16 protein-coding genes and 1 pseudogene are annotated in these 19,254 nt (G+C 64.9%); 7 read left to right on the top strand and 10 right to left on the bottom strand.

Annotated elements, in window-relative coordinates:
* Window positions 1-130: 130 nt before the first annotated feature.
* From NRG74_RS13440 to NRG74_RS13430, 3 genes are read right to left on the bottom strand one after another with little or no spacing between them, the layout of a single operon-like run.
* Window positions 131-1,180, bottom strand: coding sequence for an alkene reductase (locus tag NRG74_RS13440; RefSeq protein WP_257704428.1), 1,050 nt, complete (start codon window positions 1,178-1,180; stop codon window positions 131-133).
* Window positions 1,181-1,195: 15 nt separating this feature from the next.
* A complete protein-coding gene (locus NRG74_RS13435) occupies window positions 1,196-2,359 on the bottom strand; it encodes an MFS transporter (RefSeq protein WP_017639108.1) in 1,164 nt (387 codons plus the stop codon).
* 16 nt (window positions 2,360-2,375) lie between these two features.
* Window positions 2,376-2,666 carry an ArsR/SmtB family transcription factor gene (locus NRG74_RS13430; RefSeq protein ID WP_068382959.1) on the bottom strand — a complete coding sequence of 97 codons (291 nt, stop codon included), beginning with the start codon at window positions 2,664-2,666 and terminating at the stop codon, window positions 2,376-2,378.
* 167 nt (window positions 2,667-2,833) lie between these two features.
* Between NRG74_RS13430 and NRG74_RS13425 the strand changes: the two are divergent.
* From NRG74_RS13425 to NRG74_RS13410, 4 genes and pseudogenes are all read left to right on the top strand, one after another.
* A pseudogene (locus NRG74_RS13425) lies at window positions 2,834-3,579 on the top strand (OmpA family protein).
* 250 nt (window positions 3,580-3,829) lie between these two features.
* Window positions 3,830-5,968 (top strand): putative bifunctional diguanylate cyclase/phosphodiesterase, encoded by a 2,139-nt coding sequence (locus NRG74_RS13420; RefSeq protein ID WP_173150037.1) that lies wholly within the window; start codon window positions 3,830-3,832, stop codon window positions 5,966-5,968.
* A gap of 158 nt (window positions 5,969-6,126) precedes the next feature.
* Complete coding sequence (locus tag NRG74_RS13415) at window positions 6,127-7,281, top strand: phospholipase D-like domain-containing protein (protein ID WP_257704423.1); 1,155 nt, start codon at window positions 6,127-6,129, stop codon at window positions 7,279-7,281.
* Between the two features lie 149 nt (window positions 7,282-7,430).
* Window positions 7,431-8,681: an acyltransferase family protein gene (locus tag NRG74_RS13410; RefSeq protein ID WP_017639113.1), complete on the top strand. Its 1,251-nt coding sequence runs from the start codon at window positions 7,431-7,433 to the stop codon at window positions 8,679-8,681.
* Here NRG74_RS13410 and NRG74_RS13405 read toward each other — a convergent pair.
* A complete protein-coding gene (locus NRG74_RS13405; RefSeq protein WP_257704420.1) occupies window positions 8,656-9,024 on the bottom strand; it encodes a putative quinol monooxygenase in 369 nt (122 codons plus the stop codon). The two genes, NRG74_RS13410 and NRG74_RS13405, sit on opposite strands and share 26 nt — an antisense overlap.
* 74 nt (window positions 9,025-9,098) lie before the next feature.
* Window positions 9,099-9,500, bottom strand: coding sequence for a ketosteroid isomerase-related protein (locus NRG74_RS13400; RefSeq protein WP_017639115.1), 402 nt, complete (start codon window positions 9,498-9,500; stop codon window positions 9,099-9,101).
* A 105-nt stretch (window positions 9,501-9,605) separates the two neighbouring features.
* Here NRG74_RS13400 and NRG74_RS13395 point away from each other — a divergent pair, with 105 nt between their 5' ends.
* Both NRG74_RS13395 and NRG74_RS13390 read left to right on the top strand, forming a co-directional pair.
* Entirely contained in the window at window positions 9,606-10,193 is a 588-nt protein-coding gene (locus NRG74_RS13395; RefSeq protein WP_257704417.1) for a GNAT family N-acetyltransferase, read from the top strand.
* Window positions 10,190-11,074 (top strand): carbon-nitrogen hydrolase family protein, encoded by an 885-nt coding sequence (locus tag NRG74_RS13390; RefSeq protein ID WP_257704415.1) that lies wholly within the window; start codon window positions 10,190-10,192, stop codon window positions 11,072-11,074. The genes NRG74_RS13395 and NRG74_RS13390 overlap by 4 nt, the downstream gene beginning before the upstream one ends.
* Before the next feature lie 46 nt (window positions 11,075-11,120).
* On the opposite strand, the gene NRG74_RS13385 is transcribed toward NRG74_RS13390, so the two are convergent.
* The 5 genes from NRG74_RS13385 to yaaA all read right to left on the bottom strand — a co-directional run bounded on the left by NRG74_RS13385 (window position 11,121) and on the right by yaaA (window position 17,491).
* Complete coding sequence (locus NRG74_RS13385; RefSeq protein WP_257704414.1) at window positions 11,121-12,641, bottom strand: fumarate hydratase; 1,521 nt, start codon at window positions 12,639-12,641, stop codon at window positions 11,121-11,123.
* 230 nt (window positions 12,642-12,871) lie between these two features.
* Window positions 12,872-13,846: a 2-hydroxyacid dehydrogenase gene (locus NRG74_RS13380; RefSeq protein WP_257704413.1), complete on the bottom strand. Its 975-nt coding sequence runs from the start codon at window positions 13,844-13,846 to the stop codon at window positions 12,872-12,874.
* 25 nt (window positions 13,847-13,871) lie between these two features.
* Complete coding sequence (locus tag NRG74_RS13375; protein ID WP_257704411.1) at window positions 13,872-14,735, bottom strand: TIGR01459 family HAD-type hydrolase; 864 nt, start codon at window positions 14,733-14,735, stop codon at window positions 13,872-13,874.
* Window positions 14,736-14,852: 117 nt separating this feature from the next.
* Window positions 14,853-16,313, bottom strand: a complete 1,461-nt coding sequence (locus tag NRG74_RS13370) for a mannose-1-phosphate guanylyltransferase/mannose-6-phosphate isomerase (protein WP_187981188.1) — start codon at window positions 16,311-16,313, stop codon at window positions 14,853-14,855.
* A gap of 398 nt (window positions 16,314-16,711) precedes the next feature.
* Window positions 16,712-17,491 (bottom strand): peroxide stress protein YaaA, encoded by a 780-nt coding sequence (gene yaaA / locus NRG74_RS13365; protein WP_257704408.1) that lies wholly within the window; start codon window positions 17,489-17,491, stop codon window positions 16,712-16,714.
* 354 nt (window positions 17,492-17,845) lie between these two features.
* On the opposite strand from yaaA, the gene NRG74_RS13360 reads away from it, so the two are divergent.
* A complete protein-coding gene (locus tag NRG74_RS13360; protein WP_017639124.1) occupies window positions 17,846-19,237 on the top strand; it encodes a PhoH family protein in 1,392 nt (463 codons plus the stop codon).
* Window positions 19,238-19,254 lie beyond the last annotated feature (17 nt).

Raw genomic sequence — 19,254 nt, 5'->3', positions numbered from 1 at the left:
ATGACGGTCCGCCGATGCAGTCGCTCCTACAGGTTCAGACATTACCGTAGGAGCGGCCCATGGCCGCGATAAACCTGAATCCCCATGAAAAAGCCCGCCAATCGGCGGGCTTTTCTTGTCGGCGGGAAAATTACAGCCGCGGATAGTCGATGTAGCCTACCGGGCCCTTGCTGTAGAAGGTATCCGGGTGCGGCTCATTGAGCGGGGCATCCTGCTCCAGGCGTTGCGGCAGGTCCGGGTTAGCGATGAAGGGCACGCCGAAAGCCACGGCATCGGCCTTGCCTTCGTCCAGCCAGGCATTGGCCTTGGCTTTGTCGAATTTCTCGTTGGCGATGTAGACGCCGCCGAAGGCCGCCTTGAGGTCCGGGCCCAGGCTGTCGCTGCCGGCCGCTTCGCGGATGCAGATGAAGGCGACCTGGCGCTGGCCCAGTTCGCGGGCGACATGGCCGAAGGTGGCGGCGGGGTCGCTGTCGCCCATGGTGTGCATGTCGCCACGGGTGGACAGGTGCACGCCGACGCGATCGGCGCCCCAGACATTGATGCAGGCATCGGTCACTTCCAGCAGCAGCCGGGCGCGATTCTCGATGGAGCCGCCATAATTGTCGGTACGCTGGTTGGTGTCGCTCTGCAGGAACTGGTCGAGCAGATAGCCGTTGGCCCCGTGGACCTCGACGCCATCAAACCCGGCGCGCTTGGCGTTCTCGGCGCCATGGCGATAGGCGGCGACGATGCCGGGGATCTCGGCGGTTTCCAGCGCCCGCGGGGTGACATAGTCACGCTTGGGGCGCAGCAGGCTGACGTGGCCCTGGGCGGCGATGGCGCTCGGCGCCACCGGCAGTTCGCCGTCGAGGTAGCGGGGGTCGGAGATGCGGCCCACATGCCAGAGTTGCAGCACGATGCGGCCACCGGCCTTGTGCACGGCAGTGGTCACCCGTTGCCAGCCGGCCACCTGGGCGTCGGACCAGATGCCGGGGGTGTCGGGATAACCCACGCCCATGGGATCTACCGAGGTGGCCTCGGTGATGATCAGGCCGGCGGATGCGCGTTGCACGTAGTACTCGACCATCAGATCGCCCGGAACCCGGCCCGGTTCGGCGCGACAGCGGGTGAGGGGCGCCATGATGACGCGGTTGGGCAGTTCCAGGGCGCCGATCTTGATCGGCTCGAACAGCTGAGTCATGGCTAGCTCTCTTGATTAGCTGGCGGTCGCCAGGCCGCTCTTGCGGGCCTGGCTGGCGGTCAGCAGGGTGGCGATGAGGGCCAGCAGGGCGAGCCCGCTGGCGGCGAGGGGTACCGCGGTAAGACCCAGACCGTGATCGATCACCAGGCCACCGACCCAGGCGCCGAGGGCGTTGCCCACGTTGAAGGCGCCGATGTTGAGGGTCGAGACCAGATTCGGCGCGTCCTTGCCGAAGGTGACCACGTTGATCTGCAGGGCCGGTACGGCGGCGAAGGCGGCCGCGGCCCAGAGGAAGAGGGTGATCTCGGCGGGCAGGAAGGCCTGGCCGGTCCAGCGCAGGGCGGCGGAGGTCAGCGCCAGGGCGACGAAGATGCCCACCAGGCTGGTGGCCAGGCGCCAGTCGGCCAGCCGACCGCCGATGAAGTTGCCCAGGGTCAGGCCCAGGCCGATCAACAGCAGGGTGCCGGTGACGCCACGGGGCGAGACGCCGGTGACCTCCTGCAGCAGCGGCGCGACATAGGTGAAGAGGGCGAACATGGAGGCCGCGAAGAACACTGTCATCGACAGCGCCAACCAGAAGCCCAGGCCGCGCAGGGCGAGCAACTCCCGGCGCAGATCGGCGCGCGGCTGGTTGCGATCGGTGGGTAGGACCCGCCAGAGACCGATCAGGGCGACCACGCCGATCGCCACCACCGCCCAGAAGGTCGAACGCCAGCCGGCGGCCTGGCCGAGGGCGGTGCCCAAGGGCACGCCCAGCACATTGGCCAGGGTCAGACCGGTGAACATCAGGGCCACCGCCGAGGCGCGGCGATTCTCCGGCACCAGGCTCGCGGCCACCACGGCGCCAATGCCAAAGAAGGCACCGTGGCAGAGCGCCGTGACCACCCGGGCCAGCATCAGCATGTTGTAGCCACTGGCCACCGCGCAGAGCAGGTTGCCGACGATGAAGATGCCCATCAGGGCGAGCAGGGCGCGCTTGCGCGGCCAGTGGGCCGTGGCCAGCGCCATGAAGGGCGCGCCGACGGCCACACCCAGGGCATAGCCGGTGACCAGCCAGCCGGCGCTAGGGATGGACACGCCGAGATCGGCGGCGACATTGGGCAGCAGCCCCATGATGACGAATTCGGTGGTGCCGATGGCGAAAGCGCTCAGCGCCAGCACGATGAGGGAAGCGGGCATCAGGATTCCTTGCAGACTAGAGTTCGCGAGCGAGACGTTGCAGAAAGGCCTGAATGGCGGCCTCGTCGCGTTGGTAGAACACCCATTGGCCGATGCGCCGCGTGGTGACCAGGCCGGCACGGGTCAATACGGCCAGATGCGCCGAGACCGTGGACTGCGACAGGCCGGCGCGTGCCTCGATCTGCCCGGCGCAGACGCCCGTCCCCAGGTCGTGTTCCTGGTGCGGAAAATACTGCTGGGGATCACGCAGCCAGCCCAGGATCTGACAACGCAGGGGATTAGCCAGGGCCTTGAGGATCTCGTCCATTGCGGTCGTATCGTCATATTGGGTTCTACCGAACCTTAGATCGCAAAAAATCGATATGCAAGCTATCTATCTTCAATTCTGGCTATCGTGGGCTTAGAGGCTCACTATCGCGATAAGTGTCCGTGGCTACCGCCTCGTTCAGTTGCGATTCAGATCACATAGCTAGAATTGCCAGGAGCGGCCCTGTCCGCCGCGATGGATTTCAAGGAGTAAAGACATGGCGCTGCCCACCCGTATCCTTCTCGCCAGCCTGGCCCTGGCCACCCTGGCTGGATGCGCATCCCCCAATCCCTACGAAAACCAGGGTCAGGTCAGCGGTGGCACCTCCAAGACCGCCAAGTACGGTGGCCTGGGTGCCTTGGCCGGTGCCGTCGCCGGTGCCGCCATCGATCACAACCATCGGGGCAAGGGCGCGCTGATCGGCGCCGCTGCCGTGGGCGCAGCCGCTGCCGGCTACGGTTACTACGCCGATCGCCAGGAAGCCGAATTGCGTCGGCAGATGGAAAATACCGGTGTCGAGGTGCAGCGTCAGGGCGATGACATCAAGCTGATCATGCCGGGCAACATCACCTTCGCCACCGATTCCGCCGATATCGCCAACAGCTTCTACAAGCCGCTGAACGATCTGGCCAATTCCTTCAAGCAGTTCGATCAGAACAGCATCGAGATCGTCGGCTATACCGACAGCACCGGCAGCCGCGCCCACAACGTCGAACTGTCCCAGCGCCGCGCCCAGAATGTCGCCGGCTACCTGACCGCCCAGGGCGTACCCACGGCGCGGTTGAGCACCCGTGGCGCCGGTCCCGATGCGCCCATCGCCAGCAATGCCACCGCCGATGGTCGGGCGCAGAATCGCCGCGTCGAGGTCAACCTGCGTCCCCTGCCCGGCGCTACTGGCACCCCCGCCCAATAGTGACCGCTCGTCGCCCGCGACCCGTAGTTTCCGCACCTTGGTGAAGGGTTGCGGAAACTGCTTTTTCATTTTGCGCTCTGATAGACGTCGCGAAGGCCCCCTCCTGTCAAATTGCAGGCGGCAGGTGTCTGTCCGGCTGCTACGCTAGTAGGGTTGGAGCGACACATCGCATAACGGACACGAAGGGAAGGGGTAGCCAGCCGCGCATGGCTGCTGCACGGCGGCAGACGCCGCGGGGAGAAGAGGCTTGATGGAGTGCCCGTTGCCGCAGACAGAACAAGGCCCGGTGTTGCTGGTGGTCGACGATCGTCAGGAGAACCTGTTCGCCATGCAGGCCGTGCTGGAGGTCGGGAACTGGCGGGTGATCACCGCCGCCTCGGGTGAGCGCGCCTTGCAATACCTGCTGGACGAAACCGTGGACCTGGTCCTGCTCGACGTCCAGATGCCGATCATGGACGGCTTCGAGGTGGCGCGCATCATGCGCAGCAACCTGCGCACCCGCTTCACGCCGATCATCTTCGTCTCCGCTGAAGCCCACTCCTACGAATCGGTGCTGCGCGGCTATGCCACCGGTGCGGTGGACTACCTGCTCAAGCCCGTCGATCCCAACATCCTCAGGCACAAGGTGCGCTCGTTGCTCGATCACGAGCGCAATCGCCGCGAGTTGCTGCAGGCCACCCAGCAGCTGGAGCTGGCCAAGTCGTTCAGCGACTCGCTGCTCGACAACGCCGCCGAGGGCATCCTCACCGTCAACGAGCAGGGTCGGGTGACCTTCGCCAACGCCGCCATCGCCCGCATGTTGAGATGCAGCGTCAGCGACCTGGTACACGCCAACTTTCTCGACTTCCTCGAAGGCGGCAGCGGTCTCGACGACTGGCAGACCTCGCCCTTCATGGAGCACTACGACCGCCGCGAGACCTATCGCTTGCACGACGCGCGCCTGCGTACCAACCGCGGCGACAGCCTGCCGGTGGCGCTGTCCTGTGCGCCGCTGCCACGCATGCAACGGGCCATGGTCATCATCGCCCTGGACATGTCGCGCATGCGCGAGTTGCAGGACCAACTGGAATCCCAGGCCGTCACCGATGCCCTGACCGGCCTGCTCAATCGCCGCGGCTTCAACCAGACGCTGGAAGCGGCGCTGGCGCGCAGCGGTCGCAACGGCAAACGCATGGCCGTGCTCTACATCGATCTCGATGGCTTCAAGCGCATCAACGATTCCCTCGGCCACGAAGCGGGTGACCGGGTGCTGTGCATCGTCGCCGAGCAGCTCAAGAGTTGCATGCGGCCCTATGACATCCTGGCGCGCATGGGCGGTGACGAATTCACTGCACTGCTCGATTCCCTGGAGCATCCCGAGGATGCCGCCCGGGTCGCCGAAAAGCTGCTGGAGCTGCTGGCCACGGTGCATCGCATCGACGGCATGGAGGTCAGCCTGGGCGCCAGCATCGGCATCGCCAGCTATCCCGACTGCGGCCACACCGTGGACGGCCTGTTGCGCTCGGCCGACATCGCCATGTACGAGGCCAAGCGTGGCGGTCGTCAGCAATACCGTTTCTTCTCGCCGGAAATGAATGGCCGTGCCCGTTCCCGGCTGATGCTCGAAGAAAGCGTGCGCAATGCCATCGACAACAAGGATTTCGTGCTCGCCTACCAGCCGCAGGTCTATCTGCGCGACGGTCGCCTGCGTGGCTTCGAGGCGTTGCTGCGCTGGGAGCACACGGTGGCCGGCAAGGTCTCGCCCAGTGTCTTCATCCCGCTGCTGGAAGAGACCCGGCTGATCAACCGCATCGGTGACTGGATCTTCCGCGAAGGCGCGACCAAGCTGCAGTCCCTGCAGGAGATCTATGGCGACGAACTGCTGCTGAGCATCAACCTCAGCCCGGTGCAATTCGGCATGCCGCAACTGACGGAGAGTCTGCGCCAGATCATCGAGACCCACCAGCTGCGGCCCGAGCAGCTGGAAATCGAGGTGACCGAATCGGCACTGATGCACGACATCGACTACACCCGGGCGCAGCTGTCACAACTGCGGGCGCTGGGCGTGCGTATCGCGGTGGACGACTTCGGCACCGGCTATTCTTCGCTGGCCTATCTGCGTCACTTCGAACTGGATACCCTCAAGATCGATCAGCTGTTCATTGCCAACATGCTGGATTCCTCGCGCGATGCCGCCATCGTCAGCACCATCCTCGAACTGGGCCGCAACCTGGATCTGGAGGTCATCGCCGAAGGGGTGGAGACTCTGGAACAGCGCGATTGGCTGCTTGAGCATGGCTGCGAGATCATGCAGGGCTTCCTGGTTTCCCGGCCATTGAGCGCCGAGCTGACCGGACGCTTCCCGCAGCAGGTGGACTGGATCTCCCGGCGCCCCGAGCCGACGCTCTAGGCGCGCCGCCGTCCATCGGCGCAGGCCGTCGGGCAGGCGGCGTGCCAGGGCTGGCGAGACTTCCCAGGCCGGCACTCGCCAGCCAAACCACGACCGCCACTGAACGAACCTTCGTCCGCGCCTTCTTATGCAATGGCCACAGGCACGGAGTAGGAAGCATGCGGGGCGCCGTCTTTCCATGGCGGGAAAACAACAGGTTCGAATTGCTGGTGGACGGCGGTCGGTTCTTTCCGGCCATGCTCGAATCCATCGCTGGCGCCAGTCGCCAGATCGATGTCGAACTCTATCTGGTGGAAGCCGGCAGTTGCTCCGAGCAGCTGCTCGTGGCGCTGACCGAGGCGGCCCGTCGGGGCGTCGTGGTGCGCTGCCTGTTCGACGGCTTCGGTACCCTGCGGATGGACGCCGGTTTGCGCCGCCAGCTGGAAGAGGCGGGCGCCGAGCTGCGGCTCTTCAATCCCGTGCGCTTCGGCCATGGCTTGCACAACCTGCACCGCGATCATCGCAAGATCTTCGTTATCGACGGCGAAGAGGCCTTTGTCGGTGGCAGCGGCGCGACCGATGACTTCTGGGATCCGGCCAAGAGCGACTGCAACTGGCACGAGGTGATGGTGCGTATCCAGGGTCCGCTGGTGGCGGACTGGCTGGCCCTGTTCGAGCGGCAATGGGAAGCGGTCCGTCGCCGCCGCGCCTGGAAGCCGCGACCGCGGCGGGGACACGAGCGTCCACCGCCGCCGCCCGTTGCCCAAGAAGGGCAGGGCCGGGTCGCCTATGCCGATGCCCGTCAGCACCGCGACATCCTGCAGGCCTTGATCCGCGCCCTGGTGGGTGGCCAGGAGCGCATCTGGTTCGCTACACCCTACTTTCTGCCGACCTGGCGCGTGCGCTGGGCCTTGCGGCGCGCCGCGCGGCGCGGCGTCGACGTGCGCCTGTTGCTCACCGGTCGCCATACCGACAATCCGCCGGTGCGCTTCGCCGGGCAGCGCTACTACCGCAGCCTGTTGCGCGCGGGCGTGCGCATCTACGAATACCAGCCCAGGTTCATCCACGCCAAGATGGTGCTGGTGGACCACTGGGTCAGCGTCGGCTCCTGCAATTTCGATCACTGGAATCTGAGATTCAACCTGGAGGCCAATGTCGAGGCGGTGGATCGCGGTCTGAGCCAGGCGGTGGCGGCCAGCTTCGTCAAGGATTTCGCCCAGAGCCGCGAGATCACCCTGGAATTCTGGCGCAGTCGTCCCTGGTGGCGACGGGCGCGCGAGTGGCTATGGGGTTCGCTGGATCGCTTGGTGATCGGTGTACTGGGGCGCGGTTAGCAGCCCTGGTGGTCAGGTGCGGGTAACATAACCGATCCGGTGCAGGTAGGCCGGACCCATCGTCCCGCGGACGAGGCCAGACGAGTAACGCCTTAGTGCAGACTTTAGATAAACACCGCTTCATCGGTCTGGAGTGGCTCAGGTTCCTGATGGGTTTCTATGTGGTCGTCTACCACACCATCCATTTCTATCCCGAGCGCAAGACCATCCCCCTGCTGGACGAGATCACCAGTATGGGCTTCTTCGCCACCAGCACCTTCTTCGTGCTCTCCGGCTTTCTGCTCGCCCATGTCTATTGCGGCCGTGGCAGCCTGCGCGAGCCGGCGCGCAGCTTCTGGGTCAAGAGGTTCGCCAACCTCTATCCGATCCATATCTTCGCGCTGCTGCTGGCGATGGCGGTGGTGACCTGGATCGGCAGCCTCGGCATACCGCCGGGTGCGGCCACGGCCAGCATCCGCTTCGTGGTGTTCGACACCAACGAGCCCCTGGCACGGACCAATCCCGAGCTGTTCCAGCACTTCATGACCAACGTGGAGCTGGCCTTCAACGCCGTGCTGCAACTGTTCATGCTGCAGGCCTGGAATCCCTACTATCTCACCTTCAATGCGCCGCTCTGGTCGATCTCGGCGCTGTTCTTCTTCTATCTGACCTTTCCCAAGCTGGCACCGCGGCTGATGACCAGCGAACGTCCCTGGCAGCTGTTGCTGCTGGTCTGGGCGCTCTATCTGATCCCGCCGCTGCTGGTGATCGCCAACCAGAACTACGGCATGCCTTTCACCGGCCTCCTGCAGCGGGTGCCCTTGTTCCGTTTGCCGGAGTTTCTCGCCGGCATCCTGCTGTATGCCATCTTTCGCCGCCAGTACGAGCGAGGCTGGGCACCGTCGGAGCGGCAGCGGGTGCTCTTGGCGAGCTACCTGGTCCTGAGCTTCGCCCTGGGTACGGCACTGTTCACCCATGGGCCCAAGTTCTGGTACTTCCTGTTCCATAACGGCCTGTTCCTGCCGTCGCAACTGATCCTGGTCTACCTGGCCGCGCTGGCTCAGGAGCCGGCCAGTGAGCGCATCCGTCACTGGTCACCGCGGCTGGGCGCGGCCTCGCTGTCGATGTTCGCCCTGCACGTGCCCCTGTCGGGCATCTACATGACCCTGGAGCAGTTGATCGGCGGCGATCTTAAAGCCTGTCTCAGCGGTAATCGCGAGGTCTGCATCGCCGCCGCCGGGGCCTATACCAATTCCATCGAATGGTATTGGCTGTTCCTGCTGGCGGTGGTGGTGCTCTGCGTGCTGTTCCAGGAGCGGCTGGTGGTGCCGACCCGCAAGCGCATTCTCAAGGTGCTGCTGCCGCGTCTGGCGCCGCCGCAGAAGCCACCCCAGGCTAGCGGCGGAAGCCTGCGGCCATGACGAAGAAGCGGGCGTTCAGCGCCGCCAGCGGCTCGCGTAGCTGCTTCAGCTGATCGGCCGCGCCGAATACCTCGAAGCGCTCCAGGGTGGCGATGGCCTGGGCCTGTTCCAGCAGATCGCCGACGTTGTCCAGGTGGGCCAGCAGCGCCTGGGCATCGCGGTAGCCCTCGCGGCAACGCGCTGTGGCGCCGTCGTAGCAGAAACCGTAGTAGAGGCAGCCGGGTTCGCTCTGGGTGCGCTGCAGCATGGCCTCGCCCAGGCGCTTGAAGGCCTCGACCTGATCGGGCTGGATGGCGAAGACGGGGGCCAGGCTGCAGACGGAATCGCTGGGAAGGGTGGGCATGGAAACTCCTGGGTCAGGGGTGGTTTCCATGCGACCCCTGCCGACGGGACGGCGCTCCCGTCAACTGACGGACGTCAGCCGCCGACCTGGGCTATCCAGTCGTTGAGGTTGTAGTAGTTGGTCACCCGCGCCACCTTGCCGTCGCGGATCTCGAAGAAGGCCCCTACCGGCAGGCGATAGGTCTGGCCGCTGGCCGGTGGCAGGCCTTCGTCGCTAGCCAGGTACTCGCCGTGGATGACGAATTCGGCGGCGGCGCGGCGCCCGCTGGGTTCGGCCATGACGACCAGGTCGGTCAGGCGTTCGCGATAGCAGCGATTCATGTGCGCCATGAAGGCCGCGAAGGCGGCCTTGCCCACCTGACGCTCGCCCTGGTTGATGTCGTGGACCACATCCTCGGTGAGCAACTCCAGAAAGATGTCCATGTCGCCGGCATTGAAGGCGGCGTAATAGGCGTCGATGAGGTCGGTCGTGGTCATGGCGGTTCCTGTCGTGGACGAAAAAATGGCTTTGCCCGCACATGGTAGGGTGCCGCTACGAGGCCGACATAGCCATTCACGTCTCCTGCTTAACCAGAAGAGTCCATGGACATCCAACTCCTCCACGGCGCTGCCATCACCCCGCTGATTCCCGAACTCGCCGAATTGCGCATCGCGGTCTTTCGCGAGTTTCCCTATCTCTACGACGGCACTCTGGACTACGAGTCCCGCTATCTGCAGACCTATGCGGAGGCGCCGGACAGCCTTTGCATGTTGGTTCGCGATGCCGGGCGGGTGGTGGGTGCCGCGACCGCCTTGCCGCTGGCGGACGAGACCGCGGAGTTCCAGCAGCCCTTCCGCGCCCAGGGCTGGCCGGTGGAACGGATCTACTACTTCGGTGAATCCCTCTTGCTGCCGGCCTATCGGGGCCAGGGATTCGGCCGGCGCTTCTTTGCCGAGCGCGAGGCGCGGGCCCGGCAATTGGGGCGCTTCACCTGGTGCGCCTTCTGCGCCGTGCAGCGCCCGGATGACCATCCGCGCCGTCCAGTAGGTTATCGACCTCTGCACGGCCTCTGGCATGGCGAGGGCTTCGTCGAGCATCCGAAATTGCTGACCCACTACTTCTGGCAGGATCTCGACGAGATGGCCGAATCGCCCAAACCCATGACCTTCTGGCTCAAGGAGTTGCCATGATCCGCCTGGCCGCCTGCCAATACGCCATCGAATTGCTGGAGACCTGGGACGCCTATGCCGCGCACCTCACAGAACTCTGCGAGGCCGCTGCCGCCAGGGGTAGCCAACTCCTGCTGCTGCCCGAATACGCCGGCCTGGTGCTCAGCGGCCAGCTGCCTCCCGACGAGCGCAGCGATCTGCAGGGCTCCATTGCCGGCATCCAGCCACTGATTCCGGCTTGGCGCGACCTCTGTGAAAGCCTGGCGCGCCGGCTGCGGCTGTACCTATTGCCCGGTTCGCTTCCCGTCCTCGATAGCGACGGCCAATACCGCAATCGCGCCTGGCTGTTCGGTCCCGAGGGCTGCCTGGGCCATCAGGACAAGCTGATGATGACCCGCTTCGAGCGGGAAGAGTGGAACATCTCCAGCGGCCGCGAAGGCTTGCGAGTATTCGATACGGCCCTCGGGCGTCTTGGCATCCTGATCTGCTACGACAGCGAATTCCCGCTGCTGGCCCGCCACCTAGCCGAAGCGGGCGCGGACCTGATTCTGGTGCCGAGTTGCACCGATACCGTCGCCGGCTTTCACCGAGTACGGATCGGTGCCCAGGCCCGGGCGCTGGAGAGCCAGGTCGCCGTCTTGCAGTCGCCGACGGTAGGTTTGGCGCCCTGGTCGCCGGCATTGGACGAAAATGTCGGTCGGGCCGGCCTCTTCGTCCCGCCGGATCGTGGCATGCCCGCGGACGGCGTGATCGCCCAGAGCGCAGAACTCTGTCCAGACGTCAGCCAGTGGCTCTATGCCGACCTCGATCTGGACGAGGTGCGGCAGGTGCGGACCCATGGCCAGGTGTTCATACGTCGCGACTGGCCGGAGCAGTGGCAAGTGCTGGAACCCAGGCGCTGAACGAGAAAAGCCCAGCACTGGGCTGGGCTTTTTCGTGGGGCGGAACCTAGATCTCGACGGCGAGGCTGTCGGCGATCTTCTTCTGCCACAGCTGCGGACCGGTGATGTGCACCGATTCGCCACGGGTGTCCACGGCTACGGTCACCGGCATGTCCTTCACCTCGAACTCATAGATGGCTTCCATCCCCAGTTCCGGGAAGGCCAGCACCTGGGCGCCCTTGATGGCCTGGGCCACCAGGTAGGCGGCGCCGCCCACGGCCATCAGGTAGACCGCCTTGTGGTCCTTGATCGCCTCGATGGCGATGGGACCGCGCTCGGACTTGCCGATCATGCCCAGCAGGCCGGTCTGGTCGAGGATCTGACGGGTGAACTTGTCCATGCGGGTCGCCGTGGTGGGACCGGCCGGGCCGACCACCTCGTCGCCCACCGGATCGACTGGACCGACGTAGTAGATGAAGCGGCCCTTGAGGTCCACCGGCAGGGGCTCGCCCTTGTTGAGCATGTCGACCATGCGCTTGTGGGCGGCATCGCGTCCGGTGAGCATCTTGCCGTTGAGCAGCACGGTCTCGCCGGGCTGCCAGCTCTGCACCTCTTCCGGGGTCAGGGTGTCGAGGTCGACGCGACGGGCACTCGGACCGGCTTCCCAGACGATTTCCGGATAGGCGTCCAGCGGCGGTGCCTCCAGGCTGGCGGGGCCGGAGCCGTCGAGCACGAAGTGGGCGTGACGGGTGGCGGCGCAGTTGGGGATCATGCACACCGGCAGGGAGGCGGCGTGGGTCGGGTAATCCTTGATCTTGACGTCCAGCACCGTGGTCAGGCCGCCCAGGCCCTGGGCGCCGATGCCCAGCTGGTTGACCTTGTCGAAGATCTCCAGGCGCAACTCTTCCAGGCGATTCTGCGGGCCGCGGGCCTTGAGCTCATGGATGTCGATCTCGTCCATCAGCGATTCCTTGGCCAGCACCGCGGCCTTCTCGGCGGTGCCGCCGATGCCGATGCCCAGCATGCCCGGCGGGCACCAGCCGGCGCCCATGGTCGGCACGGTCTTGAGCACCCAGTCGACGATGGAGTCGGACGGGTTGAGCATGGCCATCTTCGACTTGTTCTCGGAGCCGCCGCCCTTGGCCGCGACGTCGATCTCCACGGTGTTACCGGAAATGATCTGGTAGTGGATCACCGCCGGGGTGTTGTCCTTGGTGTTCTTGCGGGCACCGGCCGGGTCGGCCAGGATCGAGGCGCGCAGGACGTTTTCCGGCAGGTTGTAGGCGCGACGGACGCCCTCGTTGATCATCTCGTCCAGGCTCAGGGTGGCGCCGTCCCAACGCACGTCCATGCCGACCTTGGCGAAGACGGTGACGATGCCGGTGTCCTGGCAGATCGGCCGATGGCCGGTGGCGCACATCCGCGAGTTGATCAGGATCTGGGCGATGGAGTCGCGCGCGGCGGCGGATTCTTCGCGCAGATAGGCCTCGTGCATGGCCTGGATGAAATCGACGGGGTGGTAATAGGAGATGAACTGCAGGGCGTCGGCAACGCTCTGGATCAGGTCATCCTGCTTGATCACGGTCATGTACGCGCTCCTCTTGGCGGTTTCTTGCGTCTCGACCACGGGCGGTGGCGAGACGGGCGCGCAATTCGGGTCGCACGGACCGGGCCGCGAAGGGGCCCGATCGGAGGGGTGGCCTGACACACTGAGAGAGGCCCACCCGGCCAGGGCGGCCGACCCGAGAGCGGCGCGGCAGTATAGCCTTTAAGCGGCCGGACGGCACGCCGCCTGGGCTGGCGGTGGGCGATCAGCGCCTAGCGGTGGTCCAGGGCGGCGGGATTGACCAGATCGGTCGGCTGCTTGCCTTCGAGGGCAGCGATCAGGTTGTTCACCGCGCGTTCGGCCATGGCGTAGCGGGTCTCGTGGGTGGCCGAGCCGATGTGCGGCAGGGTCACCACGTTGGGCAGCTCGAACAGCGGCGAGGCCTCCAGCGGTTCGCGGGTATAGACGTCCAGGCCCGCGCCACGGATCTGGCCACTGCGCAGCGCCTCGATCAGCGCCGCCTCGTCGATGACCGGGCCGCGCGCCAGGTTGATCAGGATGGCGCTGGACTTCATCAGGCCCAACTCGCGTGCCCCTATGAGTCCTTCGGTAGCGGCCGACAGGGGCACCACCAGGCAGACGAAGTCGGCTTCCCTGAGCAGCTCGTCCAGCTCGCGGCGCTGGGCACCCATCTGCTCTTCCAGCTCGGGCTTGGCACTGTTGGCGGTGTAGAGGATCGGCATGTCGAAGCCGAAGTGGCCACGCTTGGCGATGGCGGCGCCGATGCGACCGGCCCCGACGATGCCCAGGGTGCGGCCATGGATGTCGGTGCCGAAATGCTCTTCGCCGATGCCCTTGCGCCAGAGGCCGGCCTTGACGAAGGCGTCCAGCTCCGGCACCCGCCGGGCGGCGCTCATCAGCAGGGTGAAGCCCAGGTCGGCGGTGGTGTCGGTCAATACGTCAGGGGTGTTGGTGAGCAGGATGCCGCGCTCGGTCAGGTAGTCCACGTCATAGCTGTCGTAGCCGACCGAAACGCTGGCGATGGCTTCCAGGGTGGTGGCCATCTCCAGTTCCTGCTCGCCGAGCTTGCGACTGGCGCCGATCAGGCCTTGGGCCTTGGCCGCGGAGGCGGCGAAGAGGTCGATGTTGGCACTGAAGGGGATCACCTCGACCGTGAAGTGCTGGCGCAGACGCTCCACCAGTTCTTCGGGCAGGCGGTTGAAGACCATTACGTGCTTCTTGCTCATCGATACCTCGGCGTACGGAAAAGGATTAGGCCAGACCGGCCGCGGCGAAGCGCGGGCGCTCGGGATGTTGCCTGAGCAGCGGCTCGAGACCCTCGCGGGTCGGCTCCTGGTTGAAGCCCAGCCCAAGCGCCTCGCGGTGGATGCCAGTTGTGGCCAGCCAGAGGCAGTCGATACCTGCCGCCACTGCACCGGGCACATCGGTCACCAGGGAGTCGCCGACGAACAGCAGGTGCCTGGCACCCCGTTCGGCCAGCGCCCCTGCCGCGCAATGGAAGGCATAGGGATCGGGCTTGCCATACCAGGTGACCGTGCCACCCAGGGCGGCGAAACGATCGGCCAGCTTGCCGGCCGCATAGAAGGGTAGACCCCCGGACACCACGTTGCGATCCGGGTTGGCGCAGAGAAAAGGCTTGTCCAGGGCAGTCGCCAAGGGCGCGAAGCGGGTCTCCAGCTCGTCTTCCGGAAAGCTGCCGACGCCGAGGATGATGGCGGCCTGGTCGATATCCTCGACGAAGCGCTCGCGGATCTCCGCGGGCCAGCCGACCTGGCCGGTGCCAGGACCGGAGAGGTAGATGCCACCAGTGCGAAATTTAGGGTCTTGTTGAAAGGCGTCGATGGCCAGCTGGCCCGAGGTGGTGATGCCGGCGAAGAGGTCGCGCGACACGCCCAGCTTGCCCAGCTCTTCGACCATGCCGTCTGCATCGCGGGAGGCATTGCTGAGGAACCACACCGGCTTGCCCTCGGCGGCGCGACGCTCCAGCCAGGCGCGAGCACCGGGAAAGGTCTCGTAGCCGTCGATCAGCACGCCCCAGAGGTCGAGGATGAAGCCGTCATAGGCGGCCAGCGCCTCGTCCAGTTGAGCGAGGCGGAGCAGGGTGGGAGCGGTCATGCGGCGGATCCGATGGCGAAAAGGGGAAACGACAAGCCTAACCCGTTTTGCCGAGCGGCTGCCGAAAACACAGACACCGGCCTGAGCCGGTGTCTGTTTGGTGCCTGTTGGCAGTGCTTAGCGCGTGGGCGCCTTGCCGGCCTTGGCAACTTCCAGGGCCTGGGTGTCGACGCGGCCGTAGATGTCTTCGAAGCGGACGATGTCGTCTTCGCCCAGGTAGCCACCGGACTGCACTTCGATCAGCTCCAGCGGTACCTTGCCGGGGTTGGCCAGGCGGTGCACGGAGGTCATCGGCAGGTAGGTGGACTGGTTTTCGGTCAGCAGGAAGACCTTGTCGTCACAGGTGACCTCGGCGGTACCGGAGACCACGATCCAGTGTTCGGCACGGTGGTGGTGCATCTGCAGCGACAGCTGAGCGCCCGGCTTGACGGTGATGCGCTTGACCTGGAAACGCTGGCCCATGTCGATGGAGTCGTAGGAACCCCAGGGACGGAAGACTTCCTGGTGCGCCTTGACCTCGTTGCGATTCTGCTTCTCGAGGGCATTGACCAGCTTCTTGACGTCCTGGACCTTGTCCTTGTGGGCGATCATGACCGCGTCCTTGGTTTCCACCACGACCACGTTTTCCAGACCGACCAGGGTCACCAGCTTGCCGTTGCCGTGCACCAGGCAGTTACGGCTGTCATGCAGCACGACGTCGCCCTTGATGACGTTGCCGTTGTTGTCCTTGGCATGGACGTCCCACAGCGCGGACCAGGAACCGACATCGTTCCAGCCGGCGCTCATGGGCACCACGCAGGCGCGGGTGGTCTTTTCCATCACGGCGTAGTCGATGGAATTGTCCGGGCAGACGGCGAAGGTAGCGGCATCGATGCTGATGTTGATGCCGTCGATGCTGCTGCGCTCCAGCGCCAGCAGGCAGGTGTCATAGATGTCGGTGTCGTGCTTCTTCAGCTCTTCCAGGAAACGGCTGGCGCGGAACAGGAAGATGCCGCTGTTCCAGCAGTAGTCGCCGGAGGCCACGTACTCGGTGGCGGTGACGGCATCGGGCTTCTCGACGAAGCGCTCGACGCGGGACACGCCCTGGGGCAGACCGTCGTTGGAGCCGGTCTTGATGTAGCCGTAACCGGTCTCGGGCGCGGTGGCCGGAATGCCGAACAGCACCATCTCGCCACGCTCGGCGGCGGCGGCGGCTTGTTGCAGGGCGGCCTTGAATTCGGCTTCGTCCTCGATCACGTGATCGGCGGGCAGCACGAGCATCAGGTCGTCCTTGCCGTCAGCGACCAGTTGCATGGCAGCGATGGCCACGGCCGGCGCGGTGTTGCGACCGAAGGGCTCCATGATCAGCGCCTGCGGCTTGCACTCGACGGCCTTGAGCTGCTCTTCCACCAGGTAACGGTGTTCGGCGTTGCAGACGATGATGGGGCAATCGATGCTGCCCTCGCAGCCCAGGCGATTGATGGTCTCCTGGAACATGGTCTGTTCGCTGGTCAGGGCCAGGAACTGCTTGGGGTAGAGCTTGCGCGAGAGGGGCCAGAGTCGCGAGCCGCTACCACCGGACAGGATGACGGGAATCATGGGCGTTACTCCTTCAGCGTCTGCTGATTTGTGGCCGCTGTCCCTGAGGTCGGGACGAAGCGTCCATGCTTCGAAAAGATCAACCGGCCGAAGCGTCGACCGGTACAAATTGAACGTGCGGACTGATTGCCATTGGCCATCATGGCCTAGGGCAAGGACCAGACAAAGACAGAATCAAACGAAAGTGGTTCTCAGCAAAATTTCCTTTTTCCGGAAAGGCAGCGATTTTGAGATGTCCGGCAACTTTTGTCGCCTGAAACCTCTCCGCTACGGGGCTGAAACCTTTTTTATTGGAGGGAGATGACAGTCTTTCACGGATGGCAGGCGTCGAATGTGACCCTCTAGCCAGTTCGGTGGCCCAGCGTGCGGGCAATTGTGCCATCCGTCGATTCGCCCGGCTAATCCGGCGGTGTATCGCGCAGGAACACCAGCGTGTCGGCCGAGGAGCACTCGGTCGAGTAGCGATAGCCCTGGTCACCGAACTCGCGCAACTCGTCCACCGTGGAGACGCGCTGCTTGATCACGTGCCGCGCCATCAGGCCGCGCGCCTTCTTGGCGTAGAAGCTGATGATCTTGTAGTCGCCATTCTTGAGATCGCGAAATTCCACATCCACGACGCGGGCCTGCAGGCGCGCCCGGCGCACCGCGCTGAAATATTCGTTCGAGGCCAGATTAAGCAGGACGTCGTCCCCCTGGGCCGCGAGATCCGCCTTGAGCCAGTCGCTGATACGCTCGCCCCAGAAGGCATAGAGGTCCTTGCCGCGTGCATTGGCGAACTTGGTGCCCATTTCCAGCCGATAGGGCTGCATCAGGTCCAGCGGGCGCAGCAGGCCATAGAGTCCGGACAGCATGCGCAGGTGCCGCTGGGCGAAATCGAAGTCGTCTTCCTGGAAGTCCTCGGCGGCAAGGCCGGTGTAGACATCACCCTTGAACGCCAGCAGCGCCTGCTTGGCATTCTCCGGCGTGAAGTCCGGGGTCCAGCTGCCGAAGCGGGCGACATTGAGGGTGGCGATCTTGTCGGACACCCCCATGAGCGCGGCGACCTCTGCCGGCGCGAGCTGGCGAAGTCCGTCGATCAGTTCGCGGGAGTGCTCCAGGTATTGCGGCAGGGTATGGCGGGACGTGCTGGGCGGTGTGCTGTAGTCCAGCGTCTTGGCGGGGGAAATCACCATCAGCATCGGCTTGGCTCCTCTGGGCGAGGCGCCATTCTAGAAGTCTCCGCCGCTCGGCTCCAGTGGGCCTTGCCGATGGAGTCGATAGGTATTGACCACGGTCTCGGGGCGAGGTTGCCGGGTCGGGCGGCAACATCGACAGGTCCGTGAAAAAAATTGGACGCGGCCAAAAAAAGCTTTTGTGCCTCAGGTCTTTTGCGTTATTACCGAAGTGTCCGTCGCATCTCTCGGGTCCCGTGCCCTCATGTTGGCCGGTCCGTGAACCCGTTGCTGGAGCGACGGCACCTTTCGCCGCGGAGCGTCGTTCTGGCGCTCCGTCGACAGGCTTGCGAGTCAAGCGTTTCTACGAGGTGACCGAGTATGGATGATCACGGACGTTCCCGCCCCACCCAGCCCACCCTCTATGTGCTCGACACCAACGTACTGATCCACGATCCCAACGCGCTGCTCAATTTCGAGGAGCATCACGTCGCCATCCCCATGACGGTCCTGGAGGAACTCGACAAGCTCAAGACCGGCAAGCACAACGTTGCCGCCGAATGCCGGCAGGCGATCCGCCTGATCGACAGTGTCCTGGCCGAATCCTCGCCCGAGGACGTCGAGCGGGGCGTGCCCATCCCCCGCGGCAAGGGCGAGGCCAAGGGGCGGCTGTCCATTCTCATGGGGCGTCGCGCCGGGCCCATGGCCTGCCTGCCCGACGACATCAACGACAACCGCATCATCAACCAGCTCGTTGAATTGCGCACCCAGCATCCCCAGGAGCGGGTGGTGCTGGTCACCAAGGACATCAACATGCGCCTCAAGGCGCGTGGTTGCGGCATCGCCGCCGAGGACTACCAGACCGACCAGTTGCTCGATGATGTCTCCCTGCTGTCCCAGGGTTATCACAACCTGCCGGGGTCCTTCTGGGACAACGTGAGCAAGGTGGAAAGCCGGCAGGAGCTGGGCCGGGTCTGGCACCGGGTGCAGCTGTCGGCCGAAATGCCGCCGTTCAACGTCAATGACTTCGTGCTCGACGAGCAGGGCTTCGTCGGCTGGGTCAAGGCGGTGCGTGACGGCGAGGTGATCCTGCTCGACATGCACCAGGAGCCCCTGATGCACCAGGAAGCCTGGGGACTGAAGCCGCGGGACATCTACCAGGCGCTGGCGCTGTTCGCCCTGCTGGAGCCGGATATCCACCTGGTCAACCTGACCGGTGCGGCGGGTTCGGGCAAGACCATCCTGGCGCTGGCCGCGGCCATCGAGCAGACCATGGTCACCAAGAGATACCGGCGGATCATCGCCACCCGCAGCGTCCAGGGCCTGGACGAGGACATCGGCTTCCTGCCCGGGACCGAGGCCGAGAAGATGGAGCCCTGGTTGGGCGCCATCACCGACAACCTCGAAGCCCTGCACATGGACGACCACAACCCCCACGGCAGCGTGGACTACATCCTCAGCAAGGTGCCGTTGCAGTTCAAATCGCTGAACTACATCCGCGGTCGCAGCTTCCAGCAGAGTCTGATCCTCATCGACGAATGCCAGAACCTCACGCCACACCAGATGAAGACCATCATCACCCGCGCCGGTAGCGGCTCCAAGGTGATCTGTCTGGGCAACCTGGCGCAGATCGATACGCCTTACCTTTCCGCCACCAGCTCGGGTCTCACCTACCTGTCCGAGCGCTTCAAGGGCTTCAACCACGGAGTGCACATCACCCTGCAGGGCGTACCCCGGTCCATCCTCGCCGAATACGCAGAGTCCCATCTGTAAGTGCTAGGGCTTGTCTG

This window comes from Pseudomonas oryzihabitans (genome assembly GCF_024652905.1).
Classification (GTDB): Bacteria; Pseudomonadota; Gammaproteobacteria; order Pseudomonadales; family Pseudomonadaceae; genus Chryseomonas; species Chryseomonas benzopyrenica.
This window is presented reverse-complemented; position numbering and strand designations above follow the sequence as displayed.